We start from the raw sequence: 21,237 nt of genomic DNA on the forward strand, positions 1-21,237 counted from the left end.
CCACACTACTTTATTTTTTTTAGGAATTTATTTTTTTCCTAATTTAATATAATTATTATCTTTGTTATAAATAAAAAAATATATTTTTTTATAAAAATAGATGTTATATACATGGAACTTATAGATATTGGTCTTAACTTAATGCATAAATCATATGATAAAGATAGAGAAGATGTAATTAACAATGCAAAAGATGTGGGAGTTACAAAGTCAATAATAACAGGAAGCAGTATCCCATCAAGTATAAAAGCAGCACAATATGCACAGAAATATCCAGGCATACTTTATTCAACATGTGGTGTACATCCACATGATGCTAAGATGTGTGATGAGAACACCATTGATACACTACGTTCTTTAGCTGAGAAACCATCTGTTGTTGCAATTGGTGAATGTGGTCTTGACTATAATCGTAACTATTCACCACAAAATGTACAGCGTAAATGGTTTGAAAAACAGGTAGAGCTTGCAGAAGAACTTAACATGCCACTATTTTTACATGATCGTGAAGCATATGATGATTTTGCAAAGATTTTACGTAAACATAGAAGTGTTGCAAAAAGATCTGTTGTTCATTGTTTTACAGGTACAAAATATGAAGCAGAAGACTACCTTGATCTTGGCTGTTATATTGGTGTGACAGGATGGATATGTGATGAAAGACGAAATAGTGACCTGCTTAAGGCAATACGTGTTATTCCACCTGAAAGATTAATGATTGAAACTGATGGACCATTTCTCATTCCAAGAGATCTTAATCTTAAAGGTAAAGATAAAAGTAGAAATGAACCAAAATATCTGCCACATATTTTAGAGGTTATTGCAAAACAAATGAATATGGATGCACAAACTCTAGCACATCAGGTAACAGAAAATACAACTCAATTTTTCAATCTTTAATGAGTATTATTTTCTACATCCTCTACTCCTTTTTTTTATAATATATTAACTTGAAATTACAAATATTAAATAATCTAAGAATATAATTTTTTTTATTAAAAACTTTACGGGGAAATCTGGATTTTATGACTTCAATTAATGATGCAATATCTTTTTTAAATGATCTTACAGGAAAAACTGATCTGTCTAACTATTTTAGAAGTTGTCTTGAAGAAAATGGATTAACAGAAACTGATGGATATCTTATTAAATCTAAACTTAACTATGAGGTATTATCAGAGAAAATTCGTTTAAGTGATATAAATAAACGTTTAAATTTTCTAGTTTCAGATGTTGCAGATAAAAAGGCATATAATGGTGATATATCATTTAATATGGATCTTATATTATATCTTTATAATCAGCCATCTGCAAAAGTCACATGTGATAATTGTGGTTGTGAACTTCTTTTAATTGATAAATACTGTAGCAAGTGTGGTAGTGAATTTATTCCAAAGATTTCATTTATGGATTTGATGGCTGCAGTTGACTTAGAAGATATTCTTCCAGGTGATATGCTTAAAATTAATGAAGATAATACTGTTGAGAAAATTGCATTTAATTCAACAGTTAAATCAACTGATGATAAAACACTTAAAGAGGTTTATGAATCTAAAATTGAAGAAAATAGGCTTAATTTTAAGTTTTTTAAAATTCTTCTTCTTTCATCAATTCGAAATAAGAATGTTATTGATTCACAAAAGGTATATGATTATAATGTTAATCTTAATGAGGCAATAGCAGATCTTATTGATGAGGGTTTTATTAAGTTATCAGAAGATGCAAATTTAGAAGATGATAATAATGGTAGTGATACTTCATTTTCACTAACAGATATGGGTAGTGTTATGCTTGATGAATATTATGAGGTTCTTTTATATGATTTGTTTATAAAAGATTGTGGTGTTGATGATATCAAGGAATTTAATAATTTAATTGAATCAAATATCACAGATAATGAAAATTATAGTCAAAAATTAATATCAGATGATGTTAATGTTGATGAATTTTTAGATGTAACTTTAACATATGATGATATTATACCTAAATATCTTAAAAATATGAAAGACATATATCTAAATTCAGGTAATTTAGAGAAGTATCTTATTTGTTTTGATGTTGAAGCATACTTCTATGAACGTGCAGATAAAAAAAGAAAATGGATAATTGCACTTCTTAAAAGATTTATAGCAAACATTAACATGGGATATTTAATAAAAGAAAACAGTAATGGTATTATAAATGCATCATCACTAAAATATATGCAAAATATCCTAACTAAGTATTCAATACAAATAGATGAACTTGAAAAACTATTTAATGTAGCATATAATAGTTTTGATACACAGTTTTTTAAATTTTCACTCCAAACAACACTTGAATATCTTCTCAGAAGCTTTGATGAGGATGTAGAAGAAATTGATATGGAATTAAAATCAAAGTATTAATTTCATAATTCAATATTATATTCTTCCTGTTTTTTTAGATTTTCAATTCTTTGTTTTTCAATATTTTTAACTATTTTTTCATAGTTTACTATTTTCTCATGTATCTCTTCTTCATTTGTTATTTCATAGCTTTCACATATAAGATTCATAAGATTTACATTACGAAATATTGGAAAGTTTGGAATTACTTCATCATTAATACATATTGGCTTCATATTTGCTTTTGTATTATTTTTAATAAATTCCTTTTTTATCTGTATTTTTAGTTGTTTATCTATGAAGTTATTTAGTATGTTTATTATACTTTCACTCATTGGTTTTCCTATTATTAATGCTTTTTTTATGATGTCCTCATCGTAGTTAATATCATGACATATTGAGTTAAATGATGAAAATGATACATATTTTTCATCTAGAAATTCACGTTCTGTTGAACTTGCACAGTATTCACTAATAAGTAGTATTTGTGGTATTGATGTTATAGTTTGAATATATGCATCAAGCATTGATGATGATTTAATATTCCAGATATACATTAGTATTTGTTTTATTATTTCATTAAATAGAAAGTGTGTTAGTTCATGAAGTAGTGTTGCTATTTGTTGGGCACTATCAAAGTTGTTGTCAACTTTTATTATGTTAAATAGGTATTCTCCATAGCTTTTTTCATCTTCTTTTGTTGTAACTATTGTATATGCTTTTGCTATCTCTTTTACTCGTTGAAATGTTGTCATGTTACGTTTATATATGATGTTATTTTGTCCATTTTCTATGATGTTTTGGATTATTATTTCATATATTTCAAGAGTTAGTATGAAATCATTAAGACTTCTTTGTTTTTCTTCATTAAATAGTTCATCTATTGTATTTATTTGCTGATTTATGTTGAGAAGATTGGTATTTCTAAGAATTTCACCACAACTTTCACAGAAAATACTATTTGCACTATTTTTATGTGCACAATTTGAACAATAAATTTCATTTGTCATATTAATCAATAAAAAGAAATTAGTTTTTAATTTATAAAATAAAATAGTAAATTTACTATTTAAATTATTTATAAGTTATTTATAATAAAATAAGTAGGTTAAATTTTTTTTTGAGAGATATGGAGGTGATGGATTGGAGGTTATATTAATATATTTTATATGAAAGGGTGGTTATCTTTTTTTTATTTTCTAAGGTTTCTCATTAAAACTTATCAGACTAAATATAATTCCACTTCTTAGTCGTCATCTAAGTATTAATTTTTTTTGTTGTATCTATTCATCAAGTACTGGTACAAGTTCTGGTTTCATTGTTTTTAATGCTTTCATTATAATTACAGTTACTACTGCTTCAAGTACTCCTACAAGTGCTTCAACAGGTACTATTGTCATAAATGCAAAGCTTATTGGATATACTCCTGCTAGTGCATATTCAACTGATGCTACAACACCAAGTAATGTTATTGTACCAAATGCTGATACTGCTATTGCTGCTGTTTTATTGAATTTTTCAACAAGCATGAAGAGTCCTTTTGCAAATATTGGTGCAAGTATTGCAAGGTTAAGTAGGTTTAATCCTAGTGTTGATACTCCTCCTTCACCAATTAGTATTGCCTGTATTATTGTTACAAATGTATATACAATAACTGATGATTTGAAATCATATAATGTGATTATTGTTATGAGTGATACATGAACACATGCTGCAACTGGCAGTGGTAGTTCTATCATTTGTACAATTACTGCTGCTACAATTAGTAGTGCTATTTGTGGTATTTGTCTTTCTGTTAGGTTTGATTTTGATTTTAGTAGTATTGCAACTAATGCTATTATTACAATTATTGTTGTAATTATTAGGGGTGTTCCCATTGGTATTAATCCATCCGGTATGTGCATGACATTTTCACCTCCTTAATGTTTTTTTTTAAAACTTTATCAATTTACATTTAAAAAAAATCATAAAAATCTTTTTTTATAAATATAATTAACTTCCTACAATGTAATTTATTTAATATACTATATAAACTTAATATAACCCTATACGGGTATAGACTATAAGTTAAATTAATATAGAACTAAAATTAGTTATTTTTAAATGAAAATATGCTCATATGTTAATTTATTATATGAATAATTGATCATATGATAATATCGGGGTAATAACTTATTATAAAAAGGTATTATAAAATAACAATAATTAAAACATGAAAAACAAAAATAAATACAATAGATAAAAATTTTTTTTATACCACTTCACACAACACCATAGGGTGATTAAATGAAACTAGCCTTTGAAATAGAAAAACTACCAAATAACCAGATAGATAAAATACTAAAACAAATCAAAGATGAAGATATAATACTTGACATATCAAAACTAAAAAAACAACAAATAAAACAAGATCTACATGAATATAAAATAACACAAAAACTACCAATAACAACAATAAAAGACCAAGACCAGCTTAATGAAATATTTCAAAAACAACTAGATTTGGCAAACACAGATTACTTCTACAACTACCAAGTACCTGACATATACATGGAAGATGAAAATATAGACATAAAACATTTCATCAAAAAACAAGAAGATAAAATAAAAAACATAACAATAATACCACACATGGGATCAGAAAAACTAGATGAAATACTAACAAAAAATGACATATTTAACTTTATACAACTTCAAATAAACTACCTTGACTACTACAACAACACCATAGAATCAAAAAAGTCATATGAAGTAGCAATAAAACATAACCTTAATGTAACAGTTGAAAATCCACTAAAATCAAACAAACTACTAAATCTTCCAGAAAATATTAAAAAAACACTACAAAACTATAATAGACAAACACCAGATATGTGGGCTTATAGATTTGCAATAACACTAGAAAATACAAAACAACTACACTTTAAAATACAAAGCAGTAGTCAAGTTGAAAAATTAATTAAAATATCCAAAGACATAAAACCACTAAGTGATGATGAAATATTACAACTTAAAGATGCAGTAGATATGATAAATAACATGAATATTACAGGTGGATATCCAATTGGGTGTAGTGGATCATGTGGAAGCTGTAATATTACAGGATGTCACAGCAGAATAATATAATTAAATAGGAGTGTGTGTTAATATTCAAGACATATTTAAAGATATAAAACCATTAGGCTTTGGACTTATGAGACTACCAGTAGATGATGAAGATGATCTTAAAACAATAAACATCGATAAATTCACAGAAATGATTGATACATTTATGGATCATGGTTTCAACTACTTTGATACAGCATACATCTACCATAAAGGATGTAGTGAAAAGGTACTAAAGAAAACCTTAGTAGATCGATATCCTCGAAATTCATATAAGATAGCAGATAAAATGCCAATATTTGACCTTGAATGTGAAGAGGATATGCAAAGAATCTTTGATGAACAACTACAAAAAGTGGGAGTTGACTACTTTGACTACTACCTGCTTCATAACGTATCAACAAAACATATGAAGAAATTTACAGAAATTGACTCATTTAATTTCATAAAAGAGATGAAAAAACAGGGAAAGATAAAACATATTGGAATATCATCACATGACACACCAGAGTTTCTTGATAAAATACTAAAAGCTCATCCTGAAATTGAATTTATACAGCTTCAACTAAATTACTTAGACTGGCAAGATGCAAATATCCAGGCAAAAGCATGCTATGATATTGCATGTAAGTATGATTTACCAGTAATTGTGATGGAACCACTTAAGGGAGGATCACTAGTAAACATACCACAAAAAGGAGTAGAACTTTTCAAAGAATATGATGCAGATAAATCAATTACATCATGGGCATTTGATTTTAATTATAGTCTTGATAATGTGGTCATGATGCTTAGTGGAATGAGAAACCTTGATGAAGTTAATGAAAATATGCATACAATTGATAACTTCACACCAATGAATACTGAAAAATATAAGATAATAGATAAAGTACGTGATATAATACTTAAAACTATTGAAATTCCATGTACAATGTGTGGCTATTGTCTAGATCATTGTCCTGTTGGCATTAATATAGCTAAGTATTTCAGCCTCTATAATACACAAAAGCTACTTAATCATAAACATTCAATTGCAATGTATTATCGAAACTATATATCACAGCCTAATGTTAAACCATCTGAATGTATCAGATGCATGAAGTGTATAGACTATTGTCCTCAAAATATAGATATTCCATCATATCTCATAAAAGTTACAAATACATTTGAATCATAAAAAAATAATAAAAAAAAAGAAAAATATTAGGGTGGTGAATATAAGGATAGATTATTATATTATAATCTATTCTTCTTTTGCTTCTTCTTCACTTCCAAATCCATAGAGTGGTATTTCAAATCTTTTTGCAACATCTTTAAGATAGCCTGGTATGTCAAGTTGTTGTGGACATACATCCATACATTTTCCACATCCAATACAATCTGATGCAATACCATTTCCTTCTATTTTTGCATAGTTTGTATATGCATTTCCTGTTGCTGTATATAAGTCAATATTTTGTATCATTTCATGGTTGTACATACTAAATAATTTTGGTATGTTAATATTTTTAACACATGAACTTAAACAGTAGTTACATGCTGTACAATCAACTGTTATTTTACTGTTTATAATTTTTACAACTTCATCTATTATTTTATGTTCTTCATCTGTTAATGGTTTTATGTCTTTGAATATTTCAATATTTTTTTTAAGTTGTTGTGTATTTCCTGCACCTGAAAGTACATATGATACTCCTTCAAGTTCTGCTACAAATCTTAAAGCCCATTTTATTGGATCTTCACCATTATGTTCTTTCATTAGTTTTTGAGCATCTTCTGGTACATCAACTAGAAATCCACCTTTTAGTGGTTCCATAACTATAACTTCTTTGTCGTATTTACGTGCTACTTCATAGCATTTGCGTGCTTGTATGTTTTCATTTGATTCCCAGTCAAGGTAGTTGATTTGTAGTTGTACAAATTCTATCTCTGGGTGATGTTTTAGAATATTTTCAATGTATTCTGCATTTGCATGTGTGGATATTCCCAATTTTTTAATTTTTCCTTCTTTTTTCATTTTATTTACAAATCCAAAGGAATCTGCTTTAAGATACCCATCCTCTGATAGTCCACTTACATTGTGAAGCATGTAGTAGTCGAAGTAGTCTATATTTAAGCGTTCAAGTTGGTTGTTAAATAATCCTTCAAGTTCTTCTTCTTTAGGATTCATGTAGATTGGAAGTTTATCTGCAATTATTACATCCTCACGAGGATATCTTTCAATTACTCCCTTTCTTAGTGCAACTTCACTCATTTCATCATGGTAGTAGTATGCTGTATCAAAATAATTAAGACCACTTTCCATGCATAGATCTACCATCCTATTTACTTCTTTTTGATCTATACTTTTTACATCATCTTTATCTGTTAGTGGTAGTCTCATCATTCCTAATGCTAGTTTTGACATAGTATCATCCTTTTTTAAATAATGTATATTAGTTTTTTAATTTTTTATTTTATTTTATTTTTTTTTATAAAATATTTTATAATTCATTTATTGTCTTTTTTTTGAAATTTTAGTAAAAATTAATATTCTCATTTTTTTTGGATCTAATCTTTCTAAAATTAATTTTTTTTATATAATTTATGGGGGCTTAAGCATCCATTAGTTGGGGGATTAGTTTTGTTTTTTAGATCTGTTTTTAAAATAGGGTGATTATTATTTTTTATATATTAAACTTAATTTCTTTGGTGGTTAATTTTCAATATCTGGTGTGGATATTGCTTTGTTTTCATGTTATAGGAGGTTAATATTGTGTTAAAATATATTATTTTAATATTATTTAAAGCTACCTATTCAATTTTACAATACAATTAAGTAATATTTATTTTATTTTGTCTAATTTTTAGGTAATTAATTATAAATAGTATAAAATTATAAATAAAAATTAATCAATGTTTAAAAAATACATTGATTAAATAAAATATTTTTAAAAAGAGGTGTTATAGGAAAGGTAATGAATAAAAAAATAATACTAACACTCATAATTTTAACAATTATAATATGCACCAATACAAGCATAGCCCAGGAAAATACAACAACAACCACAATAGATGTTCAAACATACACACAACTTTCAAATGAAATAGACAACATTAAAAATTCAAACATAACAACATATGAAATAAATCTCAAAAAAGATAACTACACAATAAATAATGATATAAGATGGATGCATGATGAAAATAAAAAACTACCAAATCTCATAATAAATGGACATGGATGTACAATAAATGGATCAGATACGAATGTATTTCTAAAAACAGGACGTAACACAAATCTAACACTAAATAATATGACAATATCAAATACATATGATAACACCTATTCTGCCATTTATAACATGGGAAATTTAACACTCAACAATGTAATATTTCAAAACAACAAAATATCATCACTATCCATACTTGGTGGTGGTGCAATAAACAACAATGGAAATCTAGAAATAAACAATTCAACATTTATAAACAACACAGCAGTATATGGTGGAGCAATATTTAACTTAAAAACAGACTTTAACAATGCCCATATAACAATTAACAACTCAAATTTCATAAATAACACAGCAGAAAATGGAAGCTGTATCTATAGTAGTGATGCAAAACTTATAACAATAAACAATACAAACTTCACATCAAATAATGCAATAGATTCAATGATCTATTCAAACTATAGGACACAACAAATAACAATAGAAAACTCAAATATAACAGATAACACCAATACATTAGCACTAATAAATTCACAATCAAACATAGAAATAATAAATTCCACAATAAAATCAAATAAAAACACAAATGGAGCATTAATTAAAACAACAAAAAGTAGTATAATAAATTCACAGATATGCCAAAATATTATCGACATACTACTTGATGCAAACTTTAATGATGTGGAAATAAAAAACTCCAATATCTCAGAAAATAACATAAAAAATATAGCAATAAACAACATAAATTCCCAGATTTACATACAAAACAATACCTTCTATAGAAATATAGTTAAAAACCAGGCACTAATATATGATACATCAAAAACTACCAATGTAGAAAATAACCTATTTAAAGATAATAAGGCATTAAACCTATTTTATGGGAATTGCTCTACATTTAATGTAGTAGTAGATAACACATATATTGGAAATAATCTTACAAATACAACAATAAAACTTGACATTAAAGATGAATATATGGCAGATGAAAATATTACAGCAAACATAACAGTTATGACAAATCCAGTATATAACACAACAATTACAACAGGAACAATAAAGATAAGCTATAATGGAATTATAATAGACACAGCAACTATTACAAATTCAACATACCAGCTAAATAAAAACATAGATTATGTAGGAGTACTACCATTAACAATAGAATACTGTGATGATATAAACTTTAATTCATATAAGATAAATAAAACAACTGCAATTATATCCCCATCATATCATATCAAAATAGTAGCAGATGATGAATTTAATCTTAAAGATGAAATAAAATATAGCATAATAGTTGAAAATCAAAACAATAAAACACTACATAACATAACAATATATGATGTCATAGCACAAAATCTAGATGTAATAGATACATCCCATAAATTAGATGAAAACTCCTGGATTATTGAAAAACTAACACCAGGTGAAAATAGAGCACTGATGATAAAAGCATATGCAAAAAATCCTACAGATGTCATGATAAAATTAAGCTGTGATATGCGATTTGTTAAAAATACATCAACTACAACATGTAATATCAAATATAAAGCTCCAAATTACATCATTAAAGTAACACCAACACAATACAGATATGGAGATAAAGTATGTGATTTTCAAATACAAAATACTGGTGGAGTTGGATATAACATAAATATTAGCCTAGATTTAGCATCAAAAGATAGAAAAACTAGAAAAACATACACTTACAATCAAATTATTTCAAATGAAACAATAACAATTAAACCTGACATATGTATTGAAGATATTGGAAATATTACAACAACAATAAAAATAGAAGATGAACAATTAAATAACAATACAATTATTCTAACACACAATATAGAAAAGCCATACATAGTATTTGATGATATTTATTCAAATGCAGGTGGTAATGTTAATATCACAGCAAGAGTTGAAAACATAAATGCAGGTAATATTAAAGTAAAATCAGTCTTTAAATTAAATTCAAAAACAATACCAGGAGTAATAAGATACACAACAGATGGTAATGTTATAGTTTTAAATTATAATATTTCAACTTCTATAAAAAATCAGGAAAATAGGCTTGATGTGGTATGTGATATAAAAGATTATGATGTTTTGAGAAATTCATCAAAACTCTATATTGTAAAGTTAAAAACTAAATTGCATCTTCAAGAAAATATTAAAATTACACCAGGTGTTAAAACAAAATTTAAGATATACTTGGTTGATGAAAATAATAATCCTGTAATTAAGGGTAGGGTTGTATTAAAGATCAATAAAAAAACACTTACAAATTCAGATGGTAAAAAGATATATGTTAATATTACAGGTGGTATTGGTGAATTTACATATATGATACCATATGATTTTGTAAATAGTGAATATAGATTTGATGTTATATATGGTGAAAATAACATGTATAATGGTTGTAGTGCTAATACAAAATTAAAGATTATAAAACAGGATATTATTGTTGAAATTTTAAACTCTACCTATATGGTTGGTGATAAATTTATGGTTTTTATAGATATAAAGGCAAATAATACAAAACTACCAATATATGGTGGAAATTATGCACTTAAGATTAATTCAAAAACATTACTTGATAAGGTTCATCTTACTAATTCATCAATAAGTGTTTGTTTTGATAATCTTAATTTCAGTAGCATTAATAGTATTACATTTTGCTATTCTGGAAATTCTGCATATAATTCAAAGAAGGTAGTTGAAAATTTAAATTTATTAACTGATAGTAGAAATTTAATTATTAATGATGAAGAATTTACTAAAATTCACTAAAGGGAGGGAAATCCTTGGAGAATATAATTTAACAATAGAGTTGTTATTTTATATTTTAGAGTTTATATTACAATGAATTATTTATTTTAGGAGGGTTTTCTTTTAAATTAAATCCTCCCACTTAAACTCCTAAATCATATAGTGTTTTATCTATATGTTGTGGTTAATTTTTATGTATTTTTACTTATTTCAATTTTATTTTATAATTTTAAAGTAAAATTTATTAAAAATAAAATTATTCAAGTTAACTATAAATAAAATCAAGTATAAATTATTTTCTAAGTTTTAGTAAATTATTTTAGAGATGATATAATGATTATAGTAAATGCAACACTAATACCAAAAGAAGACAAAAAAGATGAAATCATCAATATGGCAGACGACATAATAACAGAAAGTCGAACACACAAAGGAAACATAGCATATAACATGGTTGAAGATGTAGAAAATCAACAACTTAAAATCCTAGAAAAATGGGAAACAAAAGAAGCACTAGAAAACCACATGCAAACAGATGTATTTCAAGACTTTGGAAGTAACACAAAAGACCTACTTCAAAAAGAACCAAAAGTAGGAATATACTTCGCAGAACTTCTAAATGATAAATCAGGCAAAGAAAAAACAGAAATAAAACTCATCCATTATGACTAAAATAAATAATTAACTTAAAAATAAAACTTTCTCTCCGCAAAAAAATAAACTTAAAAATATATAAAAAGAGGGGTGTTAAAGTAAAAAAAAGAAAACTCCAAGCTTTAACACCCTTAATATCTCCTTTCCAATATGAAAAAAATTAGACTCATTTTTTTTAGTAATCATCATTATCCTGACTATGGTCAACTTTAAGATAAATCTCACCAAGAAGCTCAGATACAATAGTTTTTCGCATGTCAACATCACTAATTGGAAGAACAGCTGTAATGTCGACCTTTTCATTATCAAAACTTCGAACATACAACTTATAATCAAAATCTTTTAAGACATTATCATTTGATTCAATAACTTCTCTTATAATTTTAAGATTATCATTAAGATGATCATTTTTAGATAATGAAAACTTCATACGCTGCATAAAACAACCATTTGCTGTATGGTTAATATATGCTTTTTGTGAAAATATAATATTTGGAATAATAACAACTTCATTTTTAGATAAAAGCTCAACAGACTTAAATCCAATCTTCTGGACTGTTCCTTTATATTTATCAACTTCAATTACATCTCCAACTTTAAATCTTTTCTCGGCAATAATACTAAAACCAGCAATAAGATTTGATAAAATATCACGTGTAATAAGTGATCCACCAACAGTTAAAAATCCAAGACTTACAAATAAAGTTGTAATATTAATACCAAACACATCAAGAACAGATAATACAATAACAACAATAGTTATAATACGAAGAATTTTAACAATAGATGAAATATTCTCATCACTAAATAAGTCAACCTTCTTATGAAAATCAACAATAAAATGCTTAATAACTTCACATAAAATAATGGGAATAATAACAACAATTAAAACCTTAATTATAATATCAATATTTATCATATCAAATATAAGTTCAAGATTATTAAAATCAATATTTAAAAGACCCTCTAAAGTCAAAAAATAATCACCTACCATAAAAGTTCACTTTCTTATTACTTATTATGTAGAATGATTTTAAATTAATTTATGTATCCTCCAAAAAAATAGTAGTTTTTATAATAAATTTCATAAAGAGGAGGAGATGTAAAGGGTGGTTATTTTTTTTTAGTTTTCATCTACTTTTGCATGTTTAAATCCACTGAGTGATAGTACTACTGCAATTATACATAGTATTGTTGATATGATCATTGTAACTTGTGAACTTTCAATTAGTAGTGGATAGTTTGCAGGAACTATTGGAACATTTCCCATAATAAATGCAAATATTAAAGATAGTAGTCCAAGACTAAATGATTGTCCTACAGTTCGTACAGTTGAAAGTGATGCTGATGCTGTTGCTGCATATTTTTTATCAACACTACTCATTATTACATTATTATTTGGTGAGGAGAAGAGTCCAAATCCTACTCCTTGAAGTATCATTGCAACTATAATTGCATAAAATGGTACAGTGTCTATGAAGATAAATATAAACATTGCAATAGTTACAAGTACCATTCCAATTGCTGCAATAATTTGAGGTATTACTTTATCAGATATACGTCCTGATATTGGTGAAACTATTGCCATAAGAAGTGGTGTAATTATAAGAATTATACCTGTTGTTTGACTATCAAGTCCTTGTATGTATTGGAAGTGATAGTTTAGAATGTATATTACAACAAATGTTGCAAAATAACTAATAAGTGATGCTATATTTGATGCTGTGTATGTTTTATTTTTAAATAGTCTTATTTCATATATAGGATGAGTGTAGTTTAGTTCATATTTTGCAAATACTACAAACATCAATAAGCTTATTATTACAAGTATAACTCCAAGTGTTTCATTAAGTATTGTAAATCCATACATTAACACTATCATTGCTGCAATAAAAAGTAATGATCCTTTTATGTCAAGTGATGCATGTGGATCTGTAATCCATTCTTTTTTAACTGCATAAAGTAGGTAGTATGCAATTATTGCAAGTGGTATTGTTATGTAGAATATTATTCTCCATGTCATGTTATGTACAATAATTCCACTTACTGTTGGTGCAAGGCTAAGTCCAATGTATACACCTGTTACATTAAGTCCTATTGCCTGTCCACGTTTTTGTGGTGGTATTTGCTGGGTAATTATTGACATTACATTTACAAATAGTACTGCTGATCCTATTGCCTGTATTATTCTTGATGCAAATAGGAATTCTATGTTCATTGCAATACCAGATAGTACTGCTCCTATTATATATATTATTATTCCGATTCTTAGTGTCCTGTTAAGTCCATATTTTGAGGCTACCCTTCCAAGTGGTACACCTACTGCTGCAATAATTAGTAAGTAAATATTAACAATCCAGTTTTGAAGTATGTTACTTAGATGAAATTCACTTCCAATCATTGGTAGTGCAACTGATATTGCATTTGATGTAAATGCCACTGTGAAAGAGGATAATATAGCCATGATTATGACGTATTTATTTATTTTATTTTCATCCATTATTTCATTTCCATTATTATTATTTTCTATCTAAAATCTTAATCCATTCACATATGGACTTATAATATGATATTTATAATTTTTAATTAAAAAAAGTTGTATATTGATATAATTGATATAAATAATATAAAAATTAAAAAATAAAACTATAATATAATTAAATGTAATTAAAAAGGAAACTTAACTATGATAAGTAAGGATAATACAAAAAAATATGCAAGTAGTGTTTTAATTTCAACAATTGAAGAATTATTTGATTATAAGGAAAATACAATTGATGCATTTTTTGATGACTTTGTTGAAACATATAAAAAAGATAAGAAACTTAAAAAAGATTATAAAGATAATGAAGTTGTAGATGAATACTTAATTACAGAGCTTGAAAAAAGTTTTACACAAAATGATATTGGTCGAGTTCTACAAAAACAGATGGTTGAAGCAAACAATGAGGCAATTGAGGATTTAGCAGGTGTTGTTGATGAAAAACTTATGCCTGTTCGTGCAGCTTTAATTACAGCTTTAGGTTCACAGCAAAACTATGATGTATTTAAAAAGTATGTTACAGAAAATATTGTAATGACCAATCTTAACTTATCTACAGCTACAATTAAGGCATTAAAAACTATGAATATTTCTGGTATGAAAGCAGCAGAAATTATGCAACTCATATCACAGGTAGACTACTAGATTTATGTGAAATTTAAATAATATCCCCACCCTAATTTTTACTTTTTTTTGATGATTTTAGAATAATATTTTTATATAAAAAAAAAGAATTTATTTTATGAAAAAAGAGGAGTGTATGCTATTTTTTTGAAAAAATTTTATTGTTAAAAATTAGAATTAAGAATTATAATTTAAAAAAAAGTAGTTAAAAGTAAAAAAGAAGAGTTTAAAAAAAGGGGTTTAATTTAGAAGATATTGTTGTAAATATCTTAATTATTTATTTATCCCAAATATTTATTTTTAAATGTTAGTTCTTCTTTTTTTTGCGTTTATGCTGGTGTTTCTTCATGGAAGTAATCATATAAGTATACTGCTACTATTGCTCCAAGTATTGGTGCAATTAAGTATATTGGATATAGGTTAAGTGCACTTGCACCTGTTACTATTTGATTTAATACCATAGGTGTGAGTGCACGTGCTGGGTTTACTCCACATCCTGAGAAGTTACCTAGTGAAATTACGATACCTGCAAGTACAAGTCCAATTGATAATGCTGCATCTGCTGCAGTTGTTTTTGGATTTACTGCTGTTGCCATAATTACATACATAAGTAAGAATGTACCAAGGAATTCAGCTATGAATATTCCTATCCAACTTATATCTCCGAATGCTCCTACAGATCCGAGTACTCCTTTTGTTGCTGCTACAGGTCCAATTATTGCAAGAAGTGCTGCTGATGCAATGAATGATCCTACAACTTGTGCAATAACGTATGGAATTACATCTTTTCCAGGGAATCTTTTTCCTACCCATAAAGCTATTGTTACAGCTGGGTTAAAGTGTGCTCCTGATACTGAACCAAAAGCATAAATTGCTACTACTAATGCGAGTCCGAATGCTAAACCAATACCAATCCAGTCTGGCATTGTTATTCCTAAATTGTATATACTTGTTGTTGTTGGACCTCCATTAATAAGTAAGGTTAATACAACTGATGCTGTACCAAAGAATACTAATATGAAACTTCCAATTACTTCAGCAAGTAATTTTTTCATTTCAGTCATTTTTTTATCTCCATAATTAATTAATATATAACATTTGTAAACTTCATATTTTTTTTTAGGAAATTTTTTTGAAACGCGATTTTTAAATTTCCTTTTTGGGTTTACTTCTGTCTTATAAACAATAGTATTAATGTTTAAGTATTTAAACCTTAGTTTAAAATAATTAATACTAATTGAAAATTATTTTTTAGAATTTATTGCATTGCATATTTTATCTATTATACTTTACTTTTTTTAAACTATTTTAATGATTCTTTAAAAAAATTATACAATTTTTAGTCAGACCTAAATTTATGTGTTGAAAAGGTATATATAAATTAAAAACAAATATTTAATTAATACTATAACTTAAATAGATACACTAAACACCACAAAATAAAAAGAATTTTTTAACTCATTTTAAAAACAACATCCAATTTAATTGACTAATTAAGATCTTAAAATGAAATCCTATTTATATAATAAATATTCTTAATTAAAAAAACAAACATAAATAACAACAATAGGTCAATGACTTTAATAAAAAAAATTTAATAAAAAAAAATTATAACCTAAAGAAAATATGGAGTGTTACTAGTCATGGATTTTAGAGATGTTCAATTACCCAGAGAAATCCACACAGGAGCAGGTGCAATAGAAAAACTACCAAAATTATGTGAAAAACTTCTAGATAACAAAAAAGAAGTAGTAGTAATAACAGGACCTACAACTAAGAAAATAGCAGCAGATCATGCTGTAGAACTACTAGAGGATGTAAACTTTGATGTTACACAGATCATAATTAAAAAAGGTTCACAACAAACAGTAAAAACTGTAACAGAACAATCAAAAAATGCAGATGCTATAATTGGTGTTGGTGGAGGAAAAGTAATTGATGTATCTAAAATGGCAGCAACTCAAAATAAAATACCACTCATAAGTGTACCAACATCAGCAGCACACGATGGAATTGTATCATCACGTGCATCAATAAAAAATGAAAATGGTACAGTATCACTAAAGGCAGATGCACCATTTGCAGTAGTTGCAGATACACAGATAATTGCACAAGCACCATACAGATTTCTAGTTTCAGGATATGCAGATATAATATCAAATCTAACAGCAGTAGAGGACTGGAAACTAGCACATAAACTAATAAATGAACCATTTAGTGATTCAGCAGCAGCACTATCAACACTAACTGCAACAAAACTAATAGAACAAGCAGACATTATGAAACTAAAAAATATAGAAAGTGCTGATGTTATAATAAAAGCACTAATAAGTAGTGGTATTGCAATGAGTATTGCAGGAAATAGTCGACCTGCAAGTGGCTCTGAACATAAATTTAGCCATGCACTAGATATAATTGCTCCAAAACCAGCACTTCATGGAGAACAATGTGGTGTTGGAACAATAATGATGATGTATCTTCAAGGTGGAGATTGGAAATCAATACGTTCAACACTAAAAGATGTTGGAGCACCAGTAAATGCTAAAGATCTAGGCATAGATGATGAATATATAATAGAAGCATTACTAAAAGCACACCAGATACGTAAAGAAAGATACACCATACTTGGTGATAGAGGATTAACACGCCAAGCTGCAGAAAATATTGCACATAAAACAAAAGTAATATAATGGAGGATTTAATTTAGATGATAACATTAATAGGTACAAATTTAGCAAAAAAAGGATTAGTATTCACATTTAATGGTGGAGCTAAAAAGTGTGAAAGTTGCAGATTTAAAAATGTATGCTTAAACTTAGAAAAAGGACGTAAATATGAAATTGTAGATGTACGTCGTGTAACACATAAATGCTCTGTACATAAAGATAATCGTGTACAGACAGTAGAAGTTAAACCTGCAACAATAAGAACAGCAATTGCATCAAAAAAAGCATATCATGGTTCAACAATAATATTCAGATCTCAGGATTGTGATGAAGAATGTGAAAACTATGATATATGTCATCCTGAAGGATTATATGATGATGATACATGTAAAATTGAGGAAATTGGTCCAAAACTTTCATGTAAATGTAGTAATGATTTAACAGAAGTAATACTTAGTCATTAGAAAATTTGATTTTTTATCAATTTTTCTTGGAAAATTATACTATAAAGATAAATATATTTTTATTCAAAAGTAAATAATAGTAAAAGAGTTTTAAAACTAAACAATTAAAACTATGAAAAAATTATTTGAGGGGATTTTATTAACATGTCAAAAAATATTTTAAAAGAAAATGTTGGAAAAAAAGCTGCAGATCTAATTAAAGATGGACAGATTGTAGGTCTTGGAACAGGATCAACAACACACTACTTTATTAGACATTTAGGTGAAAGAATTAAAAATGAAGAATTAAATATTCTTGGTATTCCTACATCATATCAGTCATTAATTATTGCAAGAGAAGCAGGAATTAACACCACAACTCTTGATGAATATGATATTGATGTTGCAGTAGATGGTGCAGATGAAGTAGATGAAAATCTTAACTTAATTAAAGGTGGAGGAGCAGCACATACCCTAGAAAAACTCGTTGATAGTTCTGCTAAAAAGTTTATTGTAATTGTTGATGATAGTAAAATGGTTAAACAGTTAGGTGAATTCCCTGTACCTATTGAAATAATTCCTGAAGCACTTCGTATTGTAAAAGAAAGTCTTATTGATATGGGTGGAAAACCTGAACTTAGGATGGGAGTTCAAAAAGATGGTCCTGTAATAACAGATAATGGTAACTTTATTGTAGATACTAAATTTGATTCTATACGTAATCCTCAAAAACTTGAAAAAGAATTAAATATTCTTCCTGGTGTTGTTGAAAATGGTATTTTCACAAATCTTGTAGATAAAGTTATTATTGGTAGTCCATCTGGTATTAAAGAAATTAATAAAGATGATATTTTATAGTTAAAATAGAATTTTTTTTTATGGAGTTGTATATTTTATGAAGCAATGTATGGATTTGGACAATCTTCACAGACGTCTTAGAAAGATTGAAGGACAAGTTGCTGCTATTGATCGTATGATTGAAAAGGATGTTCCATGTGAGGATATTCTTATGCAGGTTAATGCTGCAAAATCAGCTCTTAATAAGGTTGGAAGTATTATTCTTGAAGGACATATGAATCATTGTGTTAAAGATGCAATTGATAAGGGTGATAGTTCTGAGGCTATTGAGGACTTATCTAAGATTATAGATTATTATTCAAGAATTTAATTATTAAATTATAATATTTTCCCCTCCCTTTTTTTGATTTTTTTTATTGTTGTTTTTTTGTATTTTATTTCATTTTTCTTTATTTTTTAAATCTTCATATTTTTTGTATTTTTCTTAATTTTTTTTTATTAAATTTTTTTGTATAACTCTCCGATTTGCTTTATTTTCGGCGATTTGAGGGTCATTACCTTTATATAGTATAAGTGTTAAATTATTTATTATACCTTAAGGGGTATAGGTACAGATGTATCATTTAACATGACATGATACACATTAAAAAAAACTTGAAAGCAACCGTAGTCTCTGATAAAAAAGGCATTATGGGGATGTTATTTTTTGATGAGAATTTTTTTAATGAAAAATGAAATGTACCTATAGGGGTATAAGTAAAATAAGACTTTAATCTGAGAAATTAAAGAAACTAAACATAAAATATACATAAGGTGATATAAATGAATATAACAGGTAACATTAAAAATATATTAGGTAGTATCGTAATGCTTCCAATTGTTGCAATGGTAGGATTTTATATGTATGTATATGAAAGACATCCAATTTATACACCAAAATGTTAAATTGGAATTCATCATATACTATTGTTAAATAAATAAAAAAATAGTTATAAAAAAAATAGTAATGGCATAATACAACATTTAACTTACATATTCTCTAAGTTAGGGGTTGTCTTTTTTTATTGAAAAGATAATACCTAAGGGGGTATAGGTATTGTTTATGTTGTATCAAAATGTGTAAATAAAAATTAAAAAAATTAAAGAATACTTTTCTATTTTTCATAAATAGGAAATAGAATTTAAATCAAAAAAAAGTGTAGGTGATATAAATGAATAAAATAATAAAACAAACAGGAAAACTACTACTTAACATATGTATGCTTCCACTTATTATTTTAGGAGCATTTTATATGTATGTATATGAAACACATCCAATTTATACGCCAAAATCATTGAAAAACTAAATAAAAAAAGGGGGAAATTAAAATGAACTTCATGTCAAAAATAATGAAGAGATTCAATGGTATAAACTATGATTACATTATCTATTCACAAAAATATCTAAGATACTTTATGAATTAAAATAAAAAAAACTACAAGTGGGCATTATACAACATTTAACTTATATATTTTCTAAGTTAGGGTTGTCTTTTTTTTATTGAAAAGGTAATACCTAAGGGGGTATAGGTATTGTTTATGTTGTATCAAAATGTGTAAATAAAAATTAAAAAAAAAATAAATTTTACTTTTTCTATTTTTAATAAACAGAAAATAGAAATCAAATCAAAAATGTAAAGGTGGTAAATATGAATAAAATAATAAAACAAACAGGAAAACTACTACTTAACATATGTATGCTTCCACTTATTATTTTAGGAGCATTTTATATGTATGTATATGAAACACATCCAATTTATACGCCAAAATCATTAAAAGCATAAAATAATAAAAGGAGGAAGTTTATATGAATAGCATCAAAGAAAAAGCAGAAAAAGCATTAATGTATGCATGTGGAATATTACTTGTTGCAGCAATAGTAGTATCAGTAGTAATGTAAATTTTTTATTTTTATTTTTTTTATTACTATGAAATTAGTAAAACCTAAATTCATAACAATATATTATAAATTAAAAAAAGTAAACTAACCACCCATAAAAAAACTAATACAATAGGAAA

20 protein-coding genes are annotated in these 21,237 nt (G+C 26.7%); 14 read left to right on the top strand and 6 right to left on the bottom strand.

The window, feature by feature from the left end; translation table 11 throughout:
• Window positions 1-111 precede the first annotated feature (111 nt).
• Entirely contained in the window at window positions 112-900 is a 789-nt protein-coding gene (locus tag MRZ80_RS00170) for a TatD family hydrolase (protein WP_292535040.1), read from the top strand.
• Between the two features lie 125 nt (window positions 901-1,025).
• Window positions 1,026-2,387 carry a zinc ribbon domain-containing protein gene (locus MRZ80_RS00175; RefSeq protein ID WP_292535041.1) on the top strand — a complete coding sequence of 454 codons (1,362 nt, stop codon included), beginning with the start codon at window positions 1,026-1,028 and terminating at the stop codon, window positions 2,385-2,387.
• Between the two features lie 2 nt (window positions 2,388-2,389).
• Here MRZ80_RS00175 and MRZ80_RS00180 read toward each other — a convergent pair whose 3' ends face one another.
• On the bottom strand, window positions 2,390-3,376 hold the full coding sequence (locus tag MRZ80_RS00180) for a zinc ribbon domain-containing protein (RefSeq protein ID WP_292535043.1): 987 nt from the start codon (window positions 3,374-3,376) through the stop codon (window positions 2,390-2,392).
• A 273-nt stretch (window positions 3,377-3,649) separates the two neighbouring features.
• Window positions 3,650-4,270 (bottom strand): energy-coupling factor ABC transporter permease, encoded by a 621-nt coding sequence (locus MRZ80_RS00185; protein ID WP_292535044.1) that lies wholly within the window; start codon window positions 4,268-4,270, stop codon window positions 3,650-3,652.
• A 382-nt stretch (window positions 4,271-4,652) separates the two neighbouring features.
• On the opposite strand from MRZ80_RS00185, the gene MRZ80_RS00190 reads away from it, so the two are divergent.
• Together MRZ80_RS00190 and MRZ80_RS00195 are read left to right on the top strand one after the other, a co-directional pair.
• Window positions 4,653-5,492: a hypothetical protein gene (locus tag MRZ80_RS00190; protein WP_292535046.1), complete on the top strand. Its 840-nt coding sequence runs from the start codon at window positions 4,653-4,655 to the stop codon at window positions 5,490-5,492.
• Window positions 5,493-5,502: 10 nt separating this feature from the next.
• On the top strand, window positions 5,503-6,648 hold the full coding sequence (locus MRZ80_RS00195; protein WP_292535048.1) for an aldo/keto reductase: 1,146 nt from the start codon (window positions 5,503-5,505) through the stop codon (window positions 6,646-6,648).
• A gap of 66 nt (window positions 6,649-6,714) precedes the next feature.
• Here MRZ80_RS00195 and MRZ80_RS00200 read toward each other — a convergent pair whose 3' ends face one another.
• Entirely contained in the window at window positions 6,715-7,878 is a 1,164-nt protein-coding gene (locus MRZ80_RS00200) for an aldo/keto reductase (RefSeq protein ID WP_292535050.1), read from the bottom strand.
• Between the two features lie 550 nt (window positions 7,879-8,428).
• Between MRZ80_RS00200 and MRZ80_RS00205 the strand changes: the two genes are divergently transcribed.
• The gene (locus tag MRZ80_RS00205) at window positions 8,429-11,473 is read left to right on the top strand and encodes a right-handed parallel beta-helix repeat-containing protein (RefSeq protein WP_292535051.1); all 3,045 of its coding nucleotides are present in this window, start codon (window positions 8,429-8,431) and stop codon (window positions 11,471-11,473) included.
• A gap of 312 nt (window positions 11,474-11,785) precedes the next feature.
• Window positions 11,786-12,124 carry a putative quinol monooxygenase gene (locus MRZ80_RS00210; protein ID WP_292535052.1) on the top strand — a complete coding sequence of 113 codons (339 nt, stop codon included), beginning with the start codon at window positions 11,786-11,788 and terminating at the stop codon, window positions 12,122-12,124.
• A 157-nt stretch (window positions 12,125-12,281) separates the two neighbouring features.
• On the opposite strand, the gene MRZ80_RS00215 is transcribed toward MRZ80_RS00210, so the two are convergent.
• Together MRZ80_RS00215 and MRZ80_RS00220 are read right to left on the bottom strand one after the other, a co-directional pair.
• A complete protein-coding gene (locus MRZ80_RS00215; protein WP_292535053.1) occupies window positions 12,282-13,082 on the bottom strand; it encodes a mechanosensitive ion channel domain-containing protein in 801 nt (266 codons plus the stop codon).
• A 147-nt stretch (window positions 13,083-13,229) separates the two neighbouring features.
• Window positions 13,230-14,606: an MFS transporter gene (locus MRZ80_RS00220; RefSeq protein ID WP_292535055.1), complete on the bottom strand. Its 1,377-nt coding sequence runs from the start codon at window positions 14,604-14,606 to the stop codon at window positions 13,230-13,232.
• A gap of 186 nt (window positions 14,607-14,792) precedes the next feature.
• Here MRZ80_RS00220 and MRZ80_RS00225 point away from each other — a divergent pair, with 186 nt between their 5' ends.
• A complete protein-coding gene (locus MRZ80_RS00225; RefSeq protein WP_292535057.1) occupies window positions 14,793-15,293 on the top strand; it encodes a hypothetical protein in 501 nt (166 codons plus the stop codon).
• Window positions 15,294-15,601: 308 nt separating this feature from the next.
• Here MRZ80_RS00225 and MRZ80_RS00230 read toward each other — a convergent pair whose 3' ends face one another.
• Window positions 15,602-16,336 (bottom strand): MIP/aquaporin family protein, encoded by a 735-nt coding sequence (locus tag MRZ80_RS00230; protein WP_292535059.1) that lies wholly within the window; start codon window positions 16,334-16,336, stop codon window positions 15,602-15,604.
• A gap of 579 nt (window positions 16,337-16,915) precedes the next feature.
• On the opposite strand from MRZ80_RS00230, the gene MRZ80_RS00235 reads away from it, so the two are divergent.
• The 7 genes from MRZ80_RS00235 (at window position 16,916) to MRZ80_RS00265 (ending at window position 21,002) form a co-directional block, all read left to right on the top strand.
• A complete protein-coding gene (locus MRZ80_RS00235) occupies window positions 16,916-17,962 on the top strand; it encodes an NAD(P)-dependent glycerol-1-phosphate dehydrogenase (RefSeq protein ID WP_292535060.1) in 1,047 nt (348 codons plus the stop codon).
• A 17-nt stretch (window positions 17,963-17,979) separates the two neighbouring features.
• Window positions 17,980-18,402, top strand: a complete 423-nt coding sequence (locus MRZ80_RS00240; protein ID WP_292535062.1) for a UPF0179 family protein — start codon at window positions 17,980-17,982, stop codon at window positions 18,400-18,402.
• Between the two features lie 144 nt (window positions 18,403-18,546).
• Window positions 18,547-19,239, top strand: a complete 693-nt coding sequence (rpiA, locus tag MRZ80_RS00245; protein WP_292535064.1) for a ribose-5-phosphate isomerase RpiA — start codon at window positions 18,547-18,549, stop codon at window positions 19,237-19,239.
• A 37-nt stretch (window positions 19,240-19,276) separates the two neighbouring features.
• Window positions 19,277-19,549, top strand: a complete 273-nt coding sequence (locus tag MRZ80_RS00250) for a metal-sensing transcriptional repressor (RefSeq protein ID WP_292535066.1) — start codon at window positions 19,277-19,279, stop codon at window positions 19,547-19,549.
• 452 nt (window positions 19,550-20,001) lie between these two features.
• Entirely contained in the window at window positions 20,002-20,124 is a 123-nt protein-coding gene (locus MRZ80_RS00255) for a hypothetical protein (protein ID WP_292535068.1), read from the top strand.
• A 266-nt stretch (window positions 20,125-20,390) separates the two neighbouring features.
• On the top strand, window positions 20,391-20,525 hold the full coding sequence (locus tag MRZ80_RS00260; protein WP_292535070.1) for a hypothetical protein: 135 nt from the start codon (window positions 20,391-20,393) through the stop codon (window positions 20,523-20,525).
• A gap of 342 nt (window positions 20,526-20,867) precedes the next feature.
• Complete coding sequence (locus tag MRZ80_RS00265) at window positions 20,868-21,002, top strand: hypothetical protein (protein WP_292535072.1); 135 nt, start codon at window positions 20,868-20,870, stop codon at window positions 21,000-21,002.
• Window positions 21,003-21,237: the final 235 nt, after the last annotated feature.

Origin of the sequence: Methanosphaera sp. (genome assembly GCF_022768985.1) — an archaeon.
Lineage (GTDB): Archaea > Methanobacteriota > Methanobacteria > Methanobacteriales > Methanobacteriaceae > Methanosphaera.